The sequence below is a fragment of the Amycolatopsis sp. GA6-003 genome, assembly GCF_046267895.1.
Classification (GTDB): Bacteria; Actinomycetota; Actinomycetes; order Mycobacteriales; family Pseudonocardiaceae; genus Amycolatopsis.
The window spans coordinates 2,898,859-2,920,690 of sequence record NZ_CP176499.1 but is presented as its reverse complement, the minus strand read 5'-3'; the positions used below and the strand labels follow the sequence as shown (position 1 = coordinate 2,920,690).

Annotated in this window: 17 protein-coding genes; 9 read left to right on the top strand and 8 right to left on the bottom strand. The window is 71.6% G+C overall.

Features of this window, described 5'->3' with window-relative positions; genetic code table 11:
• Positions 1-17: 17 nt before the first annotated feature.
• The 4 genes from F9C12_RS12630 to merB all read right to left on the bottom strand — a co-directional run bounded on the left by F9C12_RS12630 (position 18) and on the right by merB (position 4,223).
• The gene (locus tag F9C12_RS12630) at positions 18-944 is read right to left on the bottom strand and encodes a phytoene/squalene synthase family protein (RefSeq protein ID WP_409465992.1); all 927 of its coding nucleotides are present in this window, start codon (positions 942-944) and stop codon (positions 18-20) included.
• Positions 941-2,416 (bottom strand): phytoene desaturase family protein, encoded by a 1,476-nt coding sequence (gene crtI / locus F9C12_RS12625; RefSeq protein ID WP_409465991.1) that lies wholly within the window; start codon positions 2,414-2,416, stop codon positions 941-943. The genes F9C12_RS12630 and crtI overlap by 4 nt, the downstream gene beginning before the upstream one ends.
• Complete coding sequence (locus tag F9C12_RS12620; RefSeq protein WP_409465990.1) at positions 2,416-3,507, bottom strand: polyprenyl synthetase family protein; 1,092 nt, start codon at positions 3,505-3,507, stop codon at positions 2,416-2,418. Before F9C12_RS12620 ends, crtI begins: the two co-directional genes overlap by 1 nt.
• A 71-nt stretch (positions 3,508-3,578) precedes the next feature.
• Positions 3,579-4,223: an organomercurial lyase gene (merB, locus tag F9C12_RS12615; protein ID WP_409465989.1), complete on the bottom strand. Its 645-nt coding sequence runs from the start codon at positions 4,221-4,223 to the stop codon at positions 3,579-3,581.
• A gap of 103 nt (positions 4,224-4,326) precedes the next feature.
• On the opposite strand from merB, the gene F9C12_RS12610 reads away from it, so the two are divergent.
• The 5 genes from F9C12_RS12610 (at position 4,327) to F9C12_RS12590 (ending at position 9,651) form a co-directional block, all read left to right on the top strand.
• The gene (locus F9C12_RS12610; protein ID WP_409465988.1) at positions 4,327-5,211 is read left to right on the top strand and encodes a methylenetetrahydrofolate reductase; all 885 of its coding nucleotides are present in this window, start codon (positions 4,327-4,329) and stop codon (positions 5,209-5,211) included.
• A 42-nt stretch (positions 5,212-5,253) separates the two neighbouring features.
• Positions 5,254-6,933: a DUF885 domain-containing protein gene (locus F9C12_RS12605; protein ID WP_409465987.1), complete on the top strand. Its 1,680-nt coding sequence runs from the start codon at positions 5,254-5,256 to the stop codon at positions 6,931-6,933.
• A 51-nt stretch (positions 6,934-6,984) separates the two neighbouring features.
• Positions 6,985-7,479, top strand: a complete 495-nt coding sequence (locus F9C12_RS12600; protein ID WP_409465986.1) for a GNAT family N-acetyltransferase — start codon at positions 6,985-6,987, stop codon at positions 7,477-7,479.
• A 204-nt stretch (positions 7,480-7,683) separates the two neighbouring features.
• On the top strand, positions 7,684-8,580 hold the full coding sequence (locus F9C12_RS12595) for a DMT family transporter (protein WP_409465985.1): 897 nt from the start codon (positions 7,684-7,686) through the stop codon (positions 8,578-8,580).
• 78 nt (positions 8,581-8,658) lie between these two features.
• Entirely contained in the window at positions 8,659-9,651 is a 993-nt protein-coding gene (locus tag F9C12_RS12590) for a DUF3558 family protein (RefSeq protein ID WP_409465984.1), read from the top strand.
• A gap of 98 nt (positions 9,652-9,749) precedes the next feature.
• Here F9C12_RS12590 and F9C12_RS12585 read toward each other — a convergent pair whose 3' ends face one another.
• The gene (locus F9C12_RS12585) at positions 9,750-10,325 is read right to left on the bottom strand and encodes a GNAT family N-acetyltransferase (protein WP_409182172.1); all 576 of its coding nucleotides are present in this window, start codon (positions 10,323-10,325) and stop codon (positions 9,750-9,752) included.
• Positions 10,322-10,846 (bottom strand): YbaK/EbsC family protein, encoded by a 525-nt coding sequence (locus F9C12_RS12580; RefSeq protein ID WP_409465983.1) that lies wholly within the window; start codon positions 10,844-10,846, stop codon positions 10,322-10,324. The genes F9C12_RS12585 and F9C12_RS12580 overlap by 4 nt, the downstream gene beginning before the upstream one ends.
• A gap of 1,372 nt (positions 10,847-12,218) precedes the next feature.
• Between F9C12_RS12580 and F9C12_RS12575 the strand changes: the two genes are divergently transcribed.
• The 4 genes from F9C12_RS12575 (at position 12,219) to F9C12_RS12560 (ending at position 16,301) form a co-directional block, all read left to right on the top strand.
• On the top strand, positions 12,219-12,632 hold the full coding sequence (locus tag F9C12_RS12575; protein WP_409187066.1) for an SAV_6107 family HEPN domain-containing protein: 414 nt from the start codon (positions 12,219-12,221) through the stop codon (positions 12,630-12,632).
• Complete coding sequence (locus F9C12_RS12570; protein WP_409182170.1) at positions 12,622-13,386, top strand: maleylpyruvate isomerase N-terminal domain-containing protein; 765 nt, start codon at positions 12,622-12,624, stop codon at positions 13,384-13,386. The genes F9C12_RS12575 and F9C12_RS12570 overlap by 11 nt, the downstream gene beginning before the upstream one ends.
• Before the next feature lie 175 nt (positions 13,387-13,561).
• Positions 13,562-14,290 carry a VOC family protein gene (locus F9C12_RS12565; protein ID WP_409465982.1) on the top strand — a complete coding sequence of 243 codons (729 nt, stop codon included), beginning with the start codon at positions 13,562-13,564 and terminating at the stop codon, positions 14,288-14,290.
• Between the two features lie 1,234 nt (positions 14,291-15,524).
• The gene (locus F9C12_RS12560) at positions 15,525-16,301 is read left to right on the top strand and encodes an N-acetyltransferase family protein (protein WP_409465981.1); all 777 of its coding nucleotides are present in this window, start codon (positions 15,525-15,527) and stop codon (positions 16,299-16,301) included.
• On the opposite strand, the gene def is transcribed toward F9C12_RS12560, so the two are convergent.
• Together def and F9C12_RS12550 are read right to left on the bottom strand one after the other, a co-directional pair.
• Positions 16,234-16,734 carry a peptide deformylase gene (gene def / locus F9C12_RS12555; protein WP_009075052.1) on the bottom strand — a complete coding sequence of 167 codons (501 nt, stop codon included), beginning with the start codon at positions 16,732-16,734 and terminating at the stop codon, positions 16,234-16,236. The genes F9C12_RS12560 and def overlap by 68 nt on opposite strands.
• 437 nt (positions 16,735-17,171) lie before the next feature.
• On the bottom strand, positions 17,172-21,830 hold the full coding sequence (locus F9C12_RS12550) for an ATP-dependent helicase (RefSeq protein WP_409466997.1): 4,659 nt from the start codon (positions 21,828-21,830) through the stop codon (positions 17,172-17,174).
• Between the last annotated feature and the right edge of the window lie 2 nt (positions 21,831-21,832).

Genomic DNA, 21,832 nt, shown 5'->3' with positions numbered 1-21,832 from the left:
CCGCCCGCCAGGCCGAGTCAGCGATGGCGTCCCGGCCGGGACGCCATCGCACGCCGCACCAGCGCAGGCACCGCGACCGCCAGCCTGCGCCCCGTGCCGACGACCGCGCGCCGGTTCAGCACGGCGTAATCCATCGCCTCGATCTCGTCCAAAATGCCTTCGTACAACGTGATCGCGGTCTGCACACAAGGCCGGGATTCCGGGCGCAGCAACGGAATCCCGGCCTCCGCCCGCCGGTACACCGCACGCGTGCGCGAAACCGCCACCGCCAGCGCCGCCCGCACGCGAGGATCTGGCCGGGCGCTCCGCCGCGCGTCCAGCAACACCGCCCGGTCCACGCCGAACGCCGCCAGCTCCTCGGTCGGCAGGTACAACCGGCCGCGGTCGAGGTCCTCGCCGACGTCCCGGAGGAAATTGGTCAGCTGAAACGCTTCCCCCAGCGCGGCCGCGCTCGGCGCGGCTTCCTCCAGCGGCACGACGGTCCCGAACACCGGCAGCATCTGCAGCCCGATCACGCACGCCGAACCGTAGATGTACTCGGCGAGATCGGCGTAAGTCGCGTACTCGGCGACCGTCAGGTCCATCCGCATGGAATGCAGGAACGCGTCCACCAGCTCCCGGCCGAGGTCGTAGCGGCGCACGGTGTCCGCGAGGGCGGCCAGCACCGGATCGGCAGGCACCCGGCCGTCGTAGACCTCGTCGACGAGCCCGGCGACCTTGTCCAGCGCGACCGCCGGATCGGTCCCGGGCTCGGGGTTGTCGACCAGTTCGTCAGCCATCCGCGCGAAGCCGTACAGCGCGTGCGCGGCCGGCCGGGCCCGCGCCGGAAGCAGCCGGGTGGCCAGGAAAAACGTGCGGCCGTGGTGGGCGTTGATGCGCCGGCACTCGGTGTACGCGGCGCGCAGCGCCGGCTCGGCGATCCCGGCCGCGTCGAGTTCGCTCACCGCCCGGTGATCCTTTCCGCGGCGAGCCGTCCGGAGATCAGCACCGGCGGGATGCCGACGCCCGGCGTCGTTCCGCATCCGGCGAGCACCACGTTTTCCGCCGCCTTCACCAGGTTCGCCGGCCGGAACGGGCCGGTCTGCGAGAAGGTGTGCGCGAGCGAGAACGGGGTCCCGGCGGCCAGCCCGCGCGCCGCCCAGTCCGCCGGGGTCAGCTGTTCGTCCACAATGTACTCGTCGCGGAACCCGGCGAGCCCGCGCGATTCCAGCGTCCGCACCAGTTCTTCGCGATAAGCCGGGCCGACGCGCGCCCAGTCGATCGGGCCGGTGCTGAGGTTCGGGGCCGGAGCCAGCACGGAGACGATCTCGCCGCCGTCGCCGGCGAGCGCCGGTTCGGTCGCGGTCGGGCGCGTGACCAGCAGCGACGGATCGCTCATCAGCTTGCCCTCGCGGACGATCTCGGCGAAGGTGCGTTCCCACGCCTGGCCGAAGAAGATCGTGTGGTGGTCGAGTTCCGGCCACGAACGGTCCGCGTGCCCGTGCAGCACGAAGGCCGACGGCGAGTACTTCAACGGCAGGAGCCGCCGCGGCCGCGCGCCGATCAGCCGGTACGCCGCCGAAAGCTCTGTCGCGAGCACCACGGCGTCGCACTCAATACGCTCGCCCGAGCGCGTGCGTACAGCGCGTACGCGAGATGACACGCGCTCAAGCCAGGCGGCTTCCGTACCGAATCGCAGCTCGGCACCAGCGCGCGTCGCAGCGTCGGACATCGCGCGCGCGATCGCGCCCATGCCGCCGCGCGGGTAGTACACGCCGCCGACAGTGTCCATGTACGCGATGACGCCGTACGCGCCGAGCGCACGCGCGGGATCGAGACCCGCGTACAGCGCCTGGAAGGAGAAGAGCCGCCGTACGCGCTCGTCGCGCAAGAAGCTGGAGACGCGCGGCCCTAACCGGCCGAAGCCGCCCAACGCGGCGAGCTTCACCAGTTCCGGCCGGACAAGATCCAGCGGCGAATCGAAGTTCGCGCCGATGAAGTGATCCTTCTGCGCCGCGTACAGCTCGGTGAGCCAGCGCCGCAACCGCCGGTACCCGGCCGCCTCGGCCGGTCCGGCGAACGACCGGATCTCGGCCTCCATCGCCTCGCCGTCGGTGTGCACGGCGAGCGTGCTGCCGTCGGCGAACCGAGCCCGGTACGCCGGATCGAGCCTGGTCAGCGGCACCGTGTCGGCCAGCGATTCGCCGACCGCGTGCAGGGCTTCGTCCACCAGTTCCGGCATGGTCAGCACGCTGGCCCCGGTGTCGACCGCGTTCGCGCCGAAGTCCTGCTGGCCGGCTCGTCCGCCGGGCATCTTCTGCTGCTCCAGCAGCGTCACCCGCCGTCCGGCTCCGAGCAGGTGCAGTGCCGCCGACAGCCCGGCCAGTCCCGCGCCGACGACCACCACGTGGTCGGCGTGCCCGTTCACCGTCCGCATCAGAACTTCCGCTGGGTAGCCAGCCGGATCAGCCCGGCGAGCGCCGACGGGGCGGGCTCGGCCAGGTGCGCGCGGTCGAGCGCGGCGTTCGCCGAGGCGGTCAGTTCGTCGATCCGGCGCTCCACCGCGGCCACCGCGCCGACCGAGGTCAGCGCCTCGCGCACCTGGTCGACGGTGCCGCTGGTGAGGTCGGCGGCCCCGATCGCGGCGGCGATCGCCTTGGCCGCCGCGTGGTCGCCGCGCTCCTCGGCCAGCTGCAGGCCGAGCGCCACGAGCAGGGTGCGCTTGCCCTCGCGCAGGTCGTCGCCGGCGGGCTTGCCGGTCACCGAAGGGTCGCCGAACACGCCGAGCAGGTCGTCGCGCAGCTGGAACGCCACGCCGACGTCGCCGCCGAACTCCAGCAGGGTGGCGATCAGCCGCTCGTCCGCCCCGGCGAGCGACGCGCCGAGGTGCAGCGGCCGCTGGACGGTGTACGCGGCGGTCTTGAGCCGGTCGATCCGCAGCGCGGCCTCGGGCGAGGCGTCGCCGACGGCCTGCGTGCGGACGTCGAGGTACTGCCCGGCGAGCACCTCGGTGCGCATCGCGCGCCAGGCCGGGCGGGCCGCCGCGATCGTGGCCGCGGGCAGCGGGGCCTCGGCGAACATGTCGTCCGCCCAGGCCAGCGCCAGGTCGCCCACCAGCACCGCGCTGGCCAGCCCGAACACCGACGGCGAACCGAGCCAGCCGCGGTCGGCGTGCAGTTTCTCGGCGGCCACGTGCACGGTCGGCTTGCCGCGGCGCGAGTCGGAGGAGTCGATGAGGTCGTCGTGGATCAGCGCGCAGGCCTGGATCAGCTCCAGGCTCGCCACCGCCTGCAGCGCGCCCTCGGCGAGCGGACCGGACGCCGCGCCGCCCGCGCCGCGCCAGCCCCACCAGGCGAACGTCGGCCGGATCCGCTTGCCGCCGCCCAGCACGAAACCGGACAGGGCCTCGATCCCGGCCGCGACGCTCGGTTCGGTGCACAGGATCTCGCTCCCCGCCCGGCCGAGGAAATCGGCCAGCGCACGCTCCACGTGCGCGGGGAGGTCGGCGTCGAATCCGGGCGCGTCCATGCCCTCATCCTCCGGGACGAGGGCGGCCGGGGTCACGCCGGGCGCCCCCGGATGTGGCGCACCAGACGCGGTCAGCCGCTCCGGAACGCGTCAGGGCTCTTGCTCGCCGCGAAGTACGCCGCCGCCTCGGCGGGTCCGCGCGGCCGGTAACCGGGTTCGAGACAGCCGGCGTACCAGTCCTTCGCGAGATGCCACAGCGCGTCGAGGCCGAGCAGCTCGCCCGGACTGTCCACACAGGACTCGGCGCAGTACAGCCGCTGCTCGCGGCGGTCGCCGGCGAGCCGGTCGGGCGAGACCGGGAAGTACGCGACCTGCGGGCCGCTCGGCGGCTGGTCCCGCCGCACGACCAGCGCGGACGGCTCGCCGCAGCCGGGACACCGCGTCGCCACGAGCACCTCGGGCTCGCCGGAAACGAGGTGCGGGATCGCGAACGAATCCCAGGCGCAGCCGCCCCACCACATGGTGTGCTCGCCCATCACCGCGAACCCGAGCGGAACGGCCGCGAACGGCGCGGCCAGCGCCACGTGCTCGCATTCGTCCAGCCACAGCCATCTCGGGTCGGCCATCCGGTGCAGCGCCTGTTTCGCCACCGCGAGCGACCCGTGCGCGGCGGCGGCCAGCTCGGGCGCGGTGGGCGGGCGGCCGCGGGAGGCGAACGCGCGGTAGACCGCCACGCGCACGTCTTCGTCCCAGGCCAGATCGTCTTCACTGCTCATGGCTCGCCTCCCCGGGAGGGTTCGCCCACTGACGGTACGCGCGTGGCCAAGCCCACCCGTCGGCTCTGCCGCGGCTCGAGGCGAGCCACTACCATTTCCCTTCATGACGTCGGTGATCGAAAGGCTGCGGGGGGACGGGCCCGCGTTCTCCGTCGAGTTCTTCCCGCCCCGCGACGAGGCCGACGAGGCGATCCTGTGGAAGGCCATCCGCGAGCTGGAACCGCTGGACCCGGCGTACATGTCGATCACCTACGGCGCGGGCGGCTCGAGCCGCGACGGCACCATCCGCAGCATCGCCCGCGTCGCCACCGAAACCACGCTCTGCCCGATGGCCCACCTGACGGCGGTCGACCATTCGGTGTCCGAACTGCGGAACGTGATCGGCTGGTACGCGGCGGTCGGCGTGCGCAACATCCTCGCGCTGCGCGGCGACCCGCCCGGCGACGTCTACGGCGACTGGGTGCCGCACCCCGAGGGCCTCACCTACGCCGAGGAACTGGTCGCGCTGGTCCGCTCGCTCGGCGACTTCTGCGTCGGCGTCTCGGCGTTCCCGTACGGCCACCCGCGTTCGGCGGACCTGGAATCGGACACGAAGCACCTGGTCCGCAAGTTCCGCGCGGGAGCGGATTTCGCGATCGCGCAGCTGTTCTTCGAGGCCGAGGACTTCCTGCGGCTGCGCGACCGGGTCGCCGCGGCGGGCTGCGACGCGCTCGTGCTGCCCGGCATCATGCCGCTGACCACTCTGCGGACGCTGCACACGACGATCAGGCTCTCCGGCGCTCCGGCGTCGCAGCGGCTGCTGGACCGGCTCGAACCGTTCTCCGACGACCCGAAGGCGTTCCGCGCGGCCGGGCTCGACTGGGTCACCGAACTGTGCGAGAAACTGATCGCCGAAGGCGTGCCCGACCTGCACTTCTACACGTTCAACCGGTCCAAGGCGACGCGCGAGGTCGTCACCCGGCTCGGACTCGTGCCCGCCCGCGCGTAACTCTGTGGGCTCCGGGCGCATCCGGCCGGTAGCGTGCCGGACATGGCTTCCACCGAACAGAGCGTTCCGGAGATCTGCGACCGGTACGTCGACGATTACGTGGCCGTGGACCCGGTCGCGGCCACTATGCTCGGCGTCGCGGGCTACGACGACCAGCTGACCGACTATTCGCCCGCGGGCCACGACGCCCGCGCGGACCTGGCGCGGCGCGCGCTGGCCGCCGTGACCGCCGCCGAACCGGCGAACGCGGGGGAGCGGGTCGCGAAGGCCGTGTTCACCGAGCGGATCGGCCTCGAGCTGGAGATCCACGACGCGGGTCTCGACGCGGCTTCGCTCAACGTGATCGAGAGCCCGGTGCAGGGCCTGCGCATGGTCTTCGACCTGATGCCGACCGACACCCCGGACGACTGGGCGAACGTCGCGGCCCGGCTGCCGAAGGTGCCCGAGGCGCTCGCCGGGCTCCGCGCGTCGCTGCTGGCTTCGGCCGACCAGGGGCGGGTTTCGGCGCTGCGGCAGGTTTCCAAGGTCGCCGAGCAGTGCGACACGTGGGCCGGGCTCAAGGACGGCCCCGGTTTCTTCGCGAGCATGGTCGCGGACGCGGGGGTCGATTCGCTGAAGTCCGAACTGGCCGCGGGCGCGCGGGCGGCGGACGAGGCGTTCGCGGAATTCGCCGGATTCCTGCGCGCGGAACTGGCTCCGAAGGCTCCGGTGAAGGACGCCGTCGGCGAGGACACCTACCGGCTGTGGTCGCGCTACTTCATCGGCGCGGAGCTGGACCTGCGCGAGGCGTACGAATGGGGCTGGCACGAATTCTCGCGGCTCGAAACGGAAATGCGCGCGGTCGCGAACCGCATCAAGCCCGGTTCGACGCCCGCCGAAGCCGCCGCGGTGCTCGACGCCGACCCGCGCTACCGCGTCCAGGGCCGTCCGCAGTTCGAGGCGTGGATGCAGCAGCTGTCCGACGACGCGCTGAAGTCGTTGCGCGGCAAGCACTTCGACATCCCGGACCGGCTGATGGCGCTGGAGTGCAAGATCGCCCCGCCCGGCGGCGGCGTCGGCGCGTACTACACCGGACCGAGCGAGGACTTCAGCCGCCCCGGCCGGATGTGGTGGTCGCTTCCCACCGACCGCAACGAATTCACCACCTGGCGCGAGGTTTCGACGGTCTACCACGAGGGCGTCCCGGGCCACCACCTGCAGATCGCCACGGCGGTCAACCAGGCCGAGACCCTCACGAAGTACCAGCGGCTGATGACGTTCATCTCGGCGCACGGCGAAGGCTGGGCGCTGTACGCGGAACGCCTCATGGAGGAGCTGGGCTACCTCTCCGACGACGGCGACCTGCTCGGCATGCTGTCCGAACAGCTGTTCCGCGCCGCCCGCGTCGTGGTCGACCTCGGCATGCACCTGGAACTGGAAATCCCGGCAGGCACCGGATTCCACGAGGGGGAGCGCTGGACGCCGGACCTCGGCCTGGAGTTCATGCTGACCCGCACGATCACCGACCAGGCGCACGTCCGCGACGAGATCGACCGCTACCTCGGCTGGCCCGGCCAGGCCCCCGCGTACAAGCTGGGCGAACGCCTGTGGCTCGCGGCCCGCGACGAGGCCCGCGCGCGGCAGGGTTCGGCGTTCGACATCAAGCAGTTCCACACCAAGGCCCTGCAGATGGGCGGCATGGGACTGGACACGCTGCGCGAGCAGCTGGCGCAACTGGACTGAGACTGCTTTCCCGGGCCGGTGTTCCCGCACCGGCCCGGGTGTCTTTCCCGCATGTTGACCGCTCAACCCCTTGCCACGGCCCGGCTCGACCTGCTGCCGCTGTCCGTCTCACACGCCGAGGAGATGGCCGTCGTGCTGTCGGATCCGGCGCTGCACACGTACATCGGCGGCGCCCCGGACTCATTGGCAACGCTTCGGTCCCGTTACCGGCGGATGACCGCGGGCTCGCCCGATCCGGCGGTCTCCTGGCTGAACTGGGTGATCCGGTTGCGCGATTCCGGCCTGGCCGGCACCGTCCAGGCGACAGTTCGCGACGCGGTGGCCGAAATCGCCTGGGTGGTGGGAACTCCGTGGCAGGGCCAGGGCATCGCCACCGAAGCCGCGCGCGGACTGGTCGAATGGCTCGACCGGCAGCCGGTCGACGCGATCATCGCGCACATCCACCCGGAAAACCGGGCCTCCGCCGGAGTGGCGGCCGCCGTCGGGCTGGTCGCGACCGAGGAGCAGCAGGACGGCGAGATCCGCTGGCTCCGGCAAACCCGTTGATCGTCTCCCCGTCCTCTGGTTAAGCTCCCGCCCGTGCACCGGATCTTCCTCGTCACCCCACCCCCGCGCGCCTGAGCGGGGTAGTTTCCGCCGCGTGCGCCCGCAACCGGGCCCGCGGCCGCTGGGTGCTGCCGTGAACCGGCCTGTGCACGCTGCCCCGCGTCGTCGATCTCCGATTCCTTCGACGCAGGAGCCCTTTTCCGCATGTCTGTTTCCGTAATTTCGCGCGCCCGCTCGACGTCCGCGCTCGTCCTGGCCGGCGTGCTCTGGGGAACCGGCGGCCTTTCCGGGTCGCTGCTCGGCCAGCAAGCCGGTCTGCACCCCCTGGCCGTCGCCACCTGCCGGCTGCTCATCGGCGGCGCCGCGAGCGCGGTTTACGTCGCCCTCACCAGCGGCTTTCGCTTCCCCGCCAAGCAAACCTGGCGTCGTCTCCTCCTCATCGGCACCCTCTTCGCCCTCTTCCAAGCCAGCTACTTCGCCGCCGTCGCGCTCAGCTCGGTCAGCGTCGCGACGATGACCACGATCGGTGCCGCACCCGTTGTGCTGACTGTGTTTTCCGCAGTGCGCCACCGACGCGCACCCCAGCTGTGGACCCTGGTGTCCGTCGGCGGCGCCGTCGCGGGACTGGTGCTGCTGCGCTGGTCGCCGGAGACCGCTATATCACCAGCCCGGCTGGTCAGCGGCCTCGGCTTCGCACTGCTCGCGGCGACCGGATTCGCCGTGCTCACGCTCGTCACCGCGAAGCCCGTCGACGGCCTCGACCCGTTGGCTACCACGGCCTTCGGCTGTCTGACCGGCGGTTTGCTGCTGACCCCTGTCGCGCTGTGGCTCGGCATGAACCTGCCCGCCCGCGCCGACGTGCTGCTGCTGGCGGTGTACTTCGGCGTGGTCCCGACAGCCGTCGCGTACGCCGCGTACTTCCGCGGTCTCGGCGGTGCCCATCCGGTGCTGGGCGCGCTGTCCGCGCTGCTGGAACCGCTTACCGGAACCGTGCTTTCGGTGGTCTTCTTGCACGAACGGCTGAGCGCGTTCGCGTGGGCGGGCGCCGTGCTGCTCGTCGCGGCGCTCGCGGTCGGCTACTGGCGGCCCGAACCCCGATGACGATGCCCATTCACGGACTGTCCGCATTCTTGGATATTTCGCCACGAACGGGTGGCTCGCTCCACTACGGTGCCGTTCATGATCACCGACAATCGAACATTCCGGGCATCGACGCTGGCCGCGGGGGCGACACTGCTCGCCCTGCTCGCGGCCTGCGGCGGTGGCTCGGCCGCGGACGCCGGCTCTCCCTCCTCCGCCGCGAAACCTCCGATCACCGATCCGGCGGTGCAGGCGGCGGCCTTGCGCACCGTGGACCCGTGCGCGCTGCTGGACAGCAAAACCCTCGGCGGCCTCGGCGCCCCGGACCAGTCGAGCCTTTCCTCCTCGGAATGGGGCGAGTGCAGCGTCGACGTCAAAGCCGCCGGGGGCAAGAAGATCGAGCTGGTGCTGCGCGTCGGCGACCAGCTGATCATGTCGAAGGACCCGGCCGAGAAGCTCGAAGGCCTTCCGCTGGTCGTCGACGGCGACAAGCCCGGGTCGTGCTGGGTCTCGGTCGTGACGTCGTTCGAGCAGTCGCTGGGCATCACCTTCCAGACCAAGGCCCCGGGCGGCGACGCCTGCGCGCCCGGTCGCGCTGCGCTGACCAAGGTGGTGCAGGCGCTGCACAACTCCCCGCCGCAGTACCAGCAGGTGCCCGGCTCCGTGCTGACGACCGATCCCTGCGCGGTGGCCAGCAAGCAGGCCGTGGAGACCGCGCTGGGGCAGAAGTCGTTCGTGGAGCCCAAGAGCCTGCACGAATGCGACTTCTGGTCCGGCGAAGGCACGCACTACCCGCAGGTGTCGGTGCACCTGTACCAGGGCCTGCCCGCCGACGCCGAGGACGGCCAGCCCGCCGACCTCGGCGGCGGCGTCACGGCCATCCAGAAGAAGGACGAGGACAGCAGCGTGGTCAGCTGCGACGCGACCTGGCGCAAGGTCGAAACTCCGAAGGAAGACGAGGCGCGCGGGTACGGCGAGATCGTCTCCGTGCAGTTCAGCGGCGAACCCGCCAGCGGTCTCGACGCCGCCACCGCCTGCACGAAGGCGGTCGCCGTGGCCAAGACGGTGGCACCGTCGCTCGGCCACGCCTGACAGCTCGCATCAGCCGGTGCGCGGGGCCTTCTGGGGGCCGTGTTACGCGGTAGGCAAACGCGCCGTGCGTCCGGTCCGGCACCGGGCGCGCGGCGGCCCTACCGCGCGTCGAGGGGCAACGACCGGCCCAGAATCGCGAACGGCCGCGGATCGCCGGTGAACTGGTAATCGCGCAGGACGTCGACGAACCCCATGCGCCGGTACAGCTTCCACGCCCGGCTCGTCCCCTCGGGCGTGGAGAGCAGGACGTTCGCGCTGGGCACGCCGTCGAGGAGCCGGCGCAGCAAGTCCTCGCCGATCTGCTTGCCCTGGTTCTCCGGGCGCACGTGGATCTCGGTGAGCTCGAAGTAGTCCGCCAGCCAGCGCTCGGCTTCCTCCGTTCCGGAGCGGCGGGTGAGGCCGTGCCGGACCTGCTCGTGCCACCACTGCCCGGCGCGGCCCTTGTAGCCGTACGCGATGCCGAGCAGGACGCCGTTGTCGTCGAGCGCCGCCATGCAGCGCCAGCCCTCGCGCAACGCGTGCGTCAGCCACATCGGCGCGCGCTGCTCGGCCGTGCCCTCGGGATAGCGCATGGCGTTCACGTAGATCGCCAGCGCTTCCGGCAGCCGGGACCGGAACTCGTCGGCGGAGAGCTGCACGTAGCGGGAGCATCCGGAGGAGGGCATGGCGGTCACAGTCGACCATCCTCCCCTTCGCCCGCGAGATCGCCCGGGGTGCCCCCGGTCAGCGCGACGAGCGCGGCGAACGTCGTTGGGAACACCGATTTCGGATGCCCCGCCGCGGCCCACACCTCGGAATATTCGCGCAAGGCGGTGTCCACGACCGTGACGAGCTTCTCCGGATGCCCGACCGGAGCGACGCCCCCGATCGGCTGCCCGGTGTGCTCCCGGACGAACGCCGCGTCCGCCTTGCCGACGTCGGCGACTCCCGCGAGTTCCGCCAGCCGGGACTCCTTCGCCCGATGCGCCCCCGAGGTGAGGGCGAGCAACGCGACCTCGGCCCCGTCGCTCGTGCGGGCCCGGAAGACCAGGCTGTTCGCGATAGCGCCGACCGGCACGCCGAGAGCCTCCGCGGCCTGCGCGGCAGTGCGCACTTCGGCGGGCAGGACCCGCACTCCGGCAGCGGCGGCGTGCTGCCCGGCCTCGCCCAGCGCGGCGGTGACCTTGGCGACAGCGGGATGGTCGTGGGTGCTCACCCGGTTATGAGACCACGCCGGTGCGGCCGTGTCCCGCACCACGTGCCCGGATTCCACCGGCGGGGTTGAGCGGAGTGGCCGGCGCGGCTACTCTGGAAATAGATCGAACAGACGTTCGATACCCGGTGGGAGCGCACCGGCCGGTCCCGGGGTGGGGGAAGCACCTCGGGCCCCCGGCCGGGCCCACCCGAGCAGGAGGAGGGTCGCCATGTCCGTCTCGGTCGTGTCCCCCGCGGACCGTGCTGCCGAAGCACGCCCAGACCGACCTGGCGTGGGCGAACAGCTGACGTTCGGCTCGCAGCTGGAACGGCCGGTCGGTGCTGAGGACGCTGCTCGTGTTGCGGGGGATGGTGTTGTTCGACCGTCGGCTTCCGGGGGTGCCTCCGGTGGTTCGGTTTCGTCGTCGGCTTCGGTGACTGGCTCTGTGCAGCCTGGGCTTGATCTGTGGTCGGTGCCGGAGACCGGTGCTGCCGGGTCGCCTGCTTCGGCGGCCAGTTCTGCTGAGGTGTCAGTTTCGGTGGCCAGTGCTGCTGAGTCGATTGCTTCGGAATCCGGTCTCGGCGCGGGGCCTGCGTCGGAGAGCGGTTCTGCTGGGGCGGTTGCTTCGGCGGCCAGTTCTGCTGGTTCCGTGGGTTCGGAACCTGGTCCCGACTCGTTGCTCGCGCCGAAGAGCGGTTCCGCTGGGTTGTCTGCTTCGGCGACCAGTTCCGCCGGGTCGGTTGCTCCGGAAACTGGTCCCGGCTCGCCCGCGTTGGAGCGCAACTCTGCTGGATCCGCTGCTTCGGCAACTGGCCCAGGTTTGTCTCCCGCGCCGGAAAACCACTCCGCCGCGCCGTCGACGTCGGAGTCTGGCGCTGGTCAGCCTGGTGTTCCGGCGACGGAGTCTGGTCCGTCGCCTGCCGTCGGCTCTGGCGAACCTGCTGGTTCGAAGGCGGGTTCCGACGTGCTGTCCGCATCGCGAAACGGTTCTGCTTCGGCGGCGGATGCTGCCCCGGAGCCCGCCCTGGATTCGTCGTCCGAGCCGGGAAGTGGTTCCTCCACGTCGGCCAGCTCAGCCCGGCCAGCTGCCTCGAAGCCCGGCCCGGACTCGCGGCCCGCACCGGAAAGCAACCCCTCGGCGTCGTCGGTTTCCCCGGCCACTCCAGCCGAGCCCGCCCCTCCGGCGCTGCCCCTCGCCGCGGGGAACAGCCACACCACACCGGCCAACCCCCAACGCCCCCGCGCCTCCCGGGCCGTGCACCACGTCCCGGAAAACACCGTGCCCAGCTCCCCGCCGCCGAGGCAGGTAGTCCACCGCACCCGGGCCGCGGTCCGGCCGTCCGCCGAACCGGCGGCTCGCCGTTCCGGCGCCCAGGGCCAGCCGCAGCTTCCGTTGTCCCTGCGCCCGCCCGCCGCTCCCGAGGCGGTCACCCTTCTGGCCCAGGCCAACCGCGGACTCGAGCACGCCGAAAACGAACGCGACCCAGCCGAACGCTTCATCGGCGCCTACCTCGCCGCCCTCCGCGGGGCGGGAGCGGTGCTCGCCGTGCGAGGGCGTCCGCGCCGGGGCCGGGGCCGTCCGGCCAGCGGCTGGGTGCTGCTCGACGCCGTCGCCCCCGAACTGCGGGAGTGGTCAGCTTTCTTCGCCGACCACTCGGAAACCCGGGCCGCCGCCGAAGCGGGCATCACCGGCCGCGTCACCGCCGAGCTCGCCGAGGGCCTGCTGGGGGCGACCGCCCAGTTCCTCGAACTGGTCCGCCGGGTCGTGCACGGCCTGCCGATGTCCGGGGAAGCTCATGTCGCGTGAACTCGGCACGGTCGATCACGGCCGACTGCTCGAGGCGTTCTCCGCGGAGGCGCGGCTGCTGGGGGAGGTGGCGCACTCGGCGTCACCCGATTCGCCAGTGCCCACCGCCCCCGGCTGGACGTTGAACGAGCTGCTCAAACACGTCGGCTCGGTGTACTGGCAGGTGCTCGGCTGGATCCGCGAAGGCCGCCGCCCCGAGGGGTGGCGCGAACCCCTGCCCGGCCAGCCCGTGGTCGATTTCTACTCCGCTGCCCGCACCGAGCTCGAAGTCGAACTGGCCAACCACGACCCGGCCGCCCGAGCCGCCACCTGGTGGTCCGCCGATCCGACTTACGGGTTCTGGCGCCGGCGCCTGCTCCACGAAACCCTCGTGCACCGGGTAGACGCGGAAAACGCGGCCGGAACCGGCGACTCGGAAGTCCCGGACGACCTGGCCGCCGACGGCGTCGACGAGGCCCTCACCCTCTACTTCGGACACAAGCTCACCACCATGGGCATCTCGGGAACCCGGAACGGCACCGTGGGTTTCCACACCGGCGGCCACAGCTGGATCGCGAGAGCGGGCCCCGGCGAGACAGAGGCCTGGCGCTGCTCTCCCCGGGAAGCCGACGCCGCGGACGCGATCGTCACCGGTCAGCCCGCGAACGTGTACCTGTGGCTGTGGGGAAGAGTCCCGGTGACCATGGTCCACACCGACGGAGACCACGAGCTGTCCGCCCAAACCTGGGCCCTGCTGCGACTGGCCACCAGATAGCGGTCGAGAACCGAAAGCGGGGAAGCTTCCCGGTTCCGCCCTCTTTCCCGGCCACCGCGGCGATCCGGCCGTGCCGGCAAGCGCGATACCCCCGCGCTTGCCGGCACAGTTCTTTCCCCCGATTTCGCCACCGCGATCCGCCGTTTTCGTCGGCCCTGCCCGTTACCGTGGCGGCATGGCACCACGTCCGGTCCACCTGGTCGTCGCCGCCGAACAACCGGCACGGCTTGCCCGCTTCTGGTCCGATCTGCTCGGCTGGCGACTCGCCACGGAATCCCCAGCCGAGGCCGCCGTCCAACCCCCGCCCGGCGACGGCTGCGACCTCACCCTGCTCTTCGCCCCGGCCACCCGTCCGAAGACCGGCAAAAACCGTCTCCACCTCGACCTCTCCAGCACGTCGGGCGAGAACCAGCGCGAAACAGTCGCCCGAGCCGTTTCCCTGGGCGCACGCCCGATCGACATCGGCCAGCGCGACGTCCCGTGGATCGTCCTGGCCGACCCCGAAGACAACGAATTCTGCGTACTGGAACCCCGCGAGGAATACGCCGGCTCCGGCGCCATCGCAGCGATCGTCGTCGACGCGGCGAACCCCGCTCAGCTAGCCCGCTTCTGGTCCCCGCTCACGGCTTGGCCGATCGCCGCCGAAGAGCCAGCCGTCACCACCCTGCGCAACCCGGCCGGCCGCGGCCCCGCCCTCGAATTCCTCCGGGCGAAGACCCCGAAGCACGGCAAAAACCGGCTCCACCTGGACCTCGCCCTCGCCCTCCACGACGACCACACCGCCGAAACCCGCCGCCTCCAAGCCGCAGGCGCCCACCCCGTCCCGGCCGACCAGCCCCACGTCGCGCCAACCGACTTCACCGACCCGGAAAACAACGAATTCCGCCTGCTCCCCCCACTCTGACCCGGCACCGCTGTTTCCCTCAGATCACGCAGTACCGGCCACCCTCTGACACACCCGAAACATCACAGGACGCCGCCGGTTACGCACGTCGGGAACGGTTAGTCCCATGGACATGCCTACGACGCCCCGCAACCTCCTCGCGAACGCCATCCCCAGCGAGCCAGCGCGCCTCCCGCGCTCTCGCTCCGAGCCGGACCCCAGCCACCCGAACGAAAACCGCCGACTGACCCGCGCCTGGCGAGTCCGGGTCCGCTCCGACGATCACCCCGGCACCCTGGCCCGCTTCGCCATCCGGCTGGCCGACCTCGAATGCCGCATCCTCGGCCTCACCAGACACCCGGCCCCCGGCGGAGTCCTGGACGAATTCGTCCTGCAGCCAGCAACGGGCTTGCCCCCGCACCTCCTGATAGACGCCCTCCGCGACGAAGGCGGCGACTGCCTGGGGATGACCGAAACGACCATCCCCGACCTCCGCGCCCCGGCGCTCGCCCCCGAGGAGCCGATCGCCGATGCCGCCGCCCGGGAACTCCTCACCCCGCCCTCGAACACACCCACCGCTGACATCCGGAAATTCCCTGGCCCGGCAACAACTGCGTTCCCCGCCGTAGAGACACGCACCGAGCTCCCTTCACGGCCACCCGACCCCTCGGCAGCCGCTACCGAGGAGATAGCCGGTGTTTCGAAGACAATCGCGTTCCCCGCTACCGGAAAGATGCGAGCTGAGGACTCCGCGCGAGAATTGCGTGCACTTTCAACGGCAACGGCGACAGGCCAAGAGACTGCCTCCGCGCCCAGCGCAGAGGAAGAACGTGCCTCGGCAAATGCTTCCTCCGCCGCGGAGAATTCGCCTATTGCTTTCCCCGCTGATCGAGAGGCCGCTTCCGCCTCGGGGAAGATGTCCGCCGAGATCCGGGAACTTCCTGCTCCAGCGGCCTTTACCCACGATGCGGATTCCGCAGCCGAGGCACGCAGCGTCTCACCGGCACCTGCACTCCCTCTCGCGGGGGAGTTGTGCGTCGGATCCGATGCCCGGGAATTGCCCGTTCCACCAACACCTGTCACCGCCGAGCGAAAGACGTCCGCCGAAGCCGAACCTGGGCAACTCCGTTCCCAGAGCGCCACTCCCGCACGAGCCGAGGTCGCCGAAACCACCATTCGCGGACTTCGCGACCCGGCCTCCACCGCGCTCTTCGCCGCCCGGCAGGCAATCGCCGATCCTGGTCGTCGTGCGCCGATGTTGCGGATGGTCCTGTCCGCCGACCTCGTCACACTCGTCCCGGTAAGCGAGGCCAACCCGGGACGCACGGAAGGCGGCCACCGAGCGGTTTTCCCCTTCGGCGACGGGCAGGCGTTCGTCGCCCGGCGAAGGTGGGTGGCATTCGCCGAACCCGAACTCGCCCAGGCGACGGCGTTTCTGGAACTGCTCGCCGCGGCCGAGCAGAATCTGGCCGGCCCGGTCCTGCTCGACCGTCCGGACGGGGCAGCGGTCGTTCTGCGGCTCGGCACTCCGCGGGACGTCGACGCGATCGGCGCAGTGCATCTCCGCTGCTCGGCGAAGACGCTGTTCAACCGCTACCACACCGGGATGCGCACGGTCCCGCGGAAATGGCTGCACCGCTTGCTCATGCCGCCGCGCGGAACCAGTCTGCTGGCAGTGTGCGGCCGGGACGTGATCGGGTTCGGACAGCTGATTTCCCAACTGGACGGCACCTCGGAGGTTTCCCTGCTCGTCGAGGATGCCTGGCAGCGACAGGGAATCGGCACGGCGTTGCTGGCCCGGCTGGTGGCCCTGGCCGAGGCCGGCGGGACGACGGAACTGACCGCAGTCCGGCTTCCGGGCAACGACGCCATGGCCCGGACCGCCGTTCGCGCCGGACTGCGGGTCGAAACCAGCCCGGACGACAGCACGGTGCTCCGGCTCGTCGCGGATCGGACGCCGAGGGTCAGCGGTTCCAGAACCAGTCTTTGCCCCGCGCCTCGCGCAGCGCCTGCTTCTTCCGGTCGGGGGTGAGCCGGTCGAGGTAGAGCTTTCCGTCGAGGTGGTCGGTTTCGTGCTGGAGACACTGGGCCAGCACGTCGACGCCCTCGACCTCGATCGGCTCGTTGCGCAGGTCGACGCCGCGCACGACGGCGTGCTTCGCGCGGACCGTCGGGAACCACAGCTCCGGCACGGACAGGCAGCCCTCGCCGATTTCGTGCGTTTCCTCGGACAGGTGGACGATCTCCGGGTTGATCACGTACCCGGTCAACCCGCCGACGTCGTAGCTGAACACCCGCAACCCGACCCCGATCTGCGGCGCGGCGAGCCCCGCCCGGCCCTCCGGCTGCACGCTGTCGAGGAGGTCCTTCACCAGCGCCTCGATCTTGCTGTCGAACGTGGTCACCGGGTCGCACACGGACTTGAGCACCGGGTCACCGAAGTAGCGCAACTCGCGCATCGCCATGATCGAACGTCCTTTTGTCCACCGAGGGGCCAGGAGAAGTCTAGTGACACCACCTGCTTCCCCGACGCCGGTACACCGAGCCCGGCCGTTCGCTGTCCGGCCGAGTCCGCCCGCGCCGCCTGGCAGAGCCCGCGCGCTCGCTGTCCGGCCGAGTTCGCTCACCGTCTGGCAGAGCCCGCTCGCTGTCCGGCCGAGTCCGCTCGCGCCGTCTGGCAGAGCCCGCGCGCTCGCTGTCCGGCCGAGTCCGCGCGCCGCCTGGCAGAGCCCGCGCGCTCGCTGTCCGGCCGAGTTTGCCCGCGCCGCCTGGCAGAGTCCGCTCGCTCGCCGCCCGACCGAGCCTGCTCGCCGCCTGGCAGAGTTCGGCTGATCGCCGCCCGACCGAGTCCGCCGGACCGGCCCGCGTTCGCCGACTTGGCCGCGCCGCCACCCCGGAAACGTCAAGCTCTCAAACGGAGTCCCTTCGGAGTCGCGCGGAAGCCGGCCTCCTGCAGGATCTCGGCCAGCTCCGAGGTCAGCGCGTGTTCTCCGTCCGCGCGTTGGACGGCCAACTGCCCCAGCCAGCCTTCGCGGACCGCGGTCGACAACGCGGCCGCGGCGGCTTGCAGCGAGCCGCGTTCCTCGGTGAAGCTCAGCAACGATCGGCCGCCGCGTTCGACGTACAGAGCTGGCACGCCGTCGACCAGCACCGCCAGCGCTCCGGCTTTACGCGCCGGACGGTGTTTCGTATCCCCGGTCGCAGCGGGCCAAGACAGCGCCGCACCGTACGGCTGTGCTGGATCCGCGGCGGCGAGCACTACGGCCCGAGGATTGTCGTTTCGGGCCGCTGAGGCGGGCGCGGTGCTGGATAACGCACGCAACCGGTCGACCGCCCCCTTCGCGGCGAACTGCGCAGCCCCGAGCCCTTCCACGACGTAGCCGCGAATGACCTGTCCGGTGTCTTCCATACCGCGCAACACCTTGTAGATCCCGGAAAACCCGCCGGTGACCCGTTCGGTGTCGAGCGCGCCTCGGGTGAGGACACCGTGCCGTTCCAAGAACGCCTCGGTGCGGGCATGGGCACGCCGCGTCGGGTCGGCCTCCCGAGGCGGCGTCAGCGCCCAGCGCCCGGCTACGGTCGGCGGCCCGCTGCGCGACGGCATTGCCGGACGCCCGGCGCGCATGCGGGCGTACCGGCCCCGTGGCGCTTGCCGCCGCGGTTTGTGCGCGCCGTGGCCGGCGACCTGTGCGCGCAACGGAGCGAGCGTGTCGCCGGTGACCAGCCCGGCCCACACCAGATCCCACAGCGCGGCCACGACGGCACCGTCGTCCGGCGGTTGCTCCAGACCCGGCGTGACCCGGTCGACGAGCTGCCGGAAGAACAACGCTCCGCCTTCCAGTGCCCTCACGATCGCTTCGTGCAGCGGACTGGTCGGCGGATTCTCTTCGACTTCAGGCAGCAGCAGATCCGCGACGTCGGACGGAGCCAGCGCCAGCCAGCCGTCCCCGCCGGAGAGCGAGCCACAGCCTGCCCACGTGACCTCGCCCGCGGTGGTGAGTTCGTCGAGCAGCGCGGGGGAGTAGCCCGGCAACCGGCTCGGCAGGATCAGCGATTCCACCGCGCTCGCCGGCAACGGCGCACCGGCCAATTGTTCGACCACCGACAGCACGTCGTCGGCCGTCGGCGCGGACCGCAGGCGCGCGCCGATTCCGTGCCACGCGGGCAAAAACCGGCCCAGCGCCGCCGGTTCCACGGGCTCGACCTCTGCCCGCAGCCGGGCGAGCGACGCACGCCGCAACCGCCGCAGTACGGCCGCGTCGCAGTATTCGACGCCCACGCCATGGGTTTCCGGATGCCCGACCGGACTCAGTTCGCCGCGGACCAGCCTGCCTTCGCCGGTAAGCCGGTCGAGCACGCCGGTGACAACAGCCGTGCCCAGCCCGAACCGGTCCGCCGCCGCTGTCGCGGAGAACGGGCCGCGGGTCCGCGCGTAGCGGCCGAGCAGATCGCCCAGCGGATCCGCCACCGGCTCGGTGAACGCCTCGGGCACGCCGACCGGAAGCGCGACGCCCAGCGCGTCCCGCACCCGTCCGGCGTCCTCGATGGCCAGATAGCGTTCCTCACCGCCGATGCGCACCTGGATCGCCCGCCGCGCCGACGCGAGTTCCGCCAGCCATTCCGGCTGGATCCCTCGTTCCCCGGCTTCCGCGACGGACAGATCGCCGAGGAACCGCAACAGGTCGGCCGCGTCCTCCGCCGACCGGGCGTGCCGATCCGGATCGAGCCGCTGCAACGACCGTTCGACCTCGGCCACGGCCTCGGGATCGAGCAGCTCGCGAATCGCCTCCGTGCCCAGCAATTCCGCCAGCAGCGCGGAATCCAGCGACAACGCCGCCGCTCGTCGCTCGGCCAGCGGAGCGTCCGTCTCGTACAGGAACATCCCGACGTAGCCGAACAACAGGCTTCGGGCGAACGGCGAAGCGGCAAGCGTCTCCACCTCGACCAGCCGGACCTTCCGCGCCCGGACGTCCGACATCAGCTCCCGCAGACCGCCGACGTCGTAGACGTCCTGCAACACCTCGCGCATGGCCTCCAGCACGACCGGGAACCGCTCGTACTTCGCCGCCACCGACAACAGTTGCGACGCCCGTTGCCGTTGCTGCCACAGCGGGGTGCGCCGCCGCGGATCCCGGCGCGGCAGGAGCAGCGAGCGCGCCGCGCACTCGCGGAACCGAGCCGCGAAGACCGCCGAGCCGCCGACCTCCGCCACGATCAGCTGCTCGACCTCCTCCGGATCCAGCAGGACGTCGTCGGCGGTGATGGCGACTTCGCCGCCGTCGGCATCGAGCGCGTCGGGCAGCCGCAGCACGATGCCGTCGTCGGAGTGCGCCACCTGGGCGTCGACGCCGCGGTTTTCCCGCAGCCGCGCGGCGATCGCGAGCGCCCACGGCGCGTTGACCTGCGCGCCGAACGGCGAGTGCAGCACGATCCGCCAGTCGCCCAGCTCGTCGCGGTAGCGCTCGAGCAGGATGACCCGGTCGTTGGGCACGTGCCGGGTCGCCGATTTCTGTTCTTCCAGATACGCCAGCAGGTTGTCGCAGGCGCGCTGGTCGAGCCCGGCCGCGGCGGCCCGGTCCCGCGCCGTCGCGGTGTCCGAAGTGGACAGTTCGCGGACGAACGCGCCGAGCGCCCGCCCCAGTTCCAGCGGCCGTCCGGCGGCGTCGCCCTTCCAGAACGGCATCCGGGCGGGCTGGCCGGGGGCGGGCACGACGATCACCCGGTCATGGGTGATGTCGGTGATCCGCCACGACGAGGTGCCGAGCAGGATCGTGTCGCCGACCCGCGATTCGTACACCATCTCCTCGTCGAACTCGCCCACGCGCGAGCCGGGTTTGCCCTCGTCGCCCGGCGTCATCACGGTGAACAGCCCGCGGTCGGGAATCGTGCCGCCGGACGTGACCGCCAGTCGCTGCGAACCCGGCCGTCCGCGCAGCTCGCCGCCGACCCGGTCCCACGTGATGCGCGCCCGCAGCTCGCCGAACTCCTCGCTCGGGTAGCGGCCGGCGAGCATGTCGAGCACCGCGTGCAGCGCGTCGTCCGGCAGCGAGCTGAACGGAGCCGCCCGCCGCACGAGCGCCGCCAGGTCCGGCACCGTCCACGGTTCGAGCGCCACCATCGCCACGATGTGCTGGGCCAGCACGTCGAGCGGGTTGCGCGGGTACCGCACCGCCTCGATCGCCCCGGTCGCCATCCGTTCCGCGACGACCGCGCACGACACCAGATCGCCGCGGAACTTCGGGAACATCACGCCGGACGACACCGCTCCGACCTGGTGCCCGGCCCGGCCGACGCGCTGCAGCCCGGACGCGACCGTGGGCGGGGCCTCGATCTGCACGACCAGATCCACCGCGCCCATGTCGATGCCGAGTTCGAGCGACGACGTGGCCACCACGCACGGCAGCCGCCCGGACTTCAGTTCCTCCTCGACATGGGTGCGCTGTTCACGGGACATCGACCCGTGGTGCGCCCGCGCGACGACCGGCTCCGCACCCGTCGTGACGCCGGACTGCCCGACCGCCTCGGCCGGGAACGCGTCGCCCCGGGACAGACCGGTCTGCTCGGCCGCGAGTTCGTTGAGCCTCGCGGTGAGCCGTTCGGTGAGCCGCCGCGAGTTGCCGAACACAATGGTGGAGCGGTGCGCGCGGATCAGCTCCAGCACCCGTTCCTCGACCGCGGGCCAGATCGACGGCCGCTGCACCGCCGCCCCGGACACTTCTTCCTGGGTGCCGATCCCGCCCTCTGACGGCAACTGCGACAGCGACGTGAGGTCGTCGAGCCGCTCCATCGGCGAGGGCGCCGGCCCGTCGAGGTTGGCCATGTCCTCGACCGGCACCTCCACCCGCACCTGGATCGTCTTCGCGAGCTTCGGCTGCACCACGGTGACCGGACGGCCGCCGGCGAGGAACGCGCTCACCTCGTCGATCGGGCGCACGGTGGCCGACAATCCGATGCGCTGGGCCGGTTTGGGCAGCAACGCGTCGAGCCGTTCCAGCGACAACGCCAGGTGCGCGCCGCGTTTGCCGCCCGCGACGGCGTGCACCTCGTCGACGATCACCGTCTCGACGCCCTTGAGCGATTCCCGTGCCGAGGACGTGAGGAGGAGAAACAGCGACTCCGGAGTGGTGACCAGCACGTCCGGCGGGGTTTTCCCGAACGACCGGCGCTCGGCCGCCGTGGTGTCGCCGGTGCGCATGCCGACCTCGATCTCCGGCGCGGGCAGGCCCAGCCGGTGCGCGGCCTGGGAGATGCCCGCCAGCGGCGCGCGCAGGTTGCGCTGCACGTCGACCGCCAGCGCCTTCAACGGCGAGACGTACAGGATCCGGCACCGCTCGCGCGGGTTCGCCGGCAGCGGTTCCGAGGCCAGCCGGTCCAGTGCCCACAGGAACGCGGACAGCGTCTTGCCGGACCCGGTGGGCGCCACGACCAGGGCGTGCTGCCCGGCGTGTGCGGCCCGCCAGGCCCCTTCCTGCGCGGCCGTCGGGGCGGCGAAGGCTCCGGCGAACCAGGTTCTGGTCGCCGGGGAGAAGAGGTCGAGCACGTCGTTTGCCACGGGATCCATCA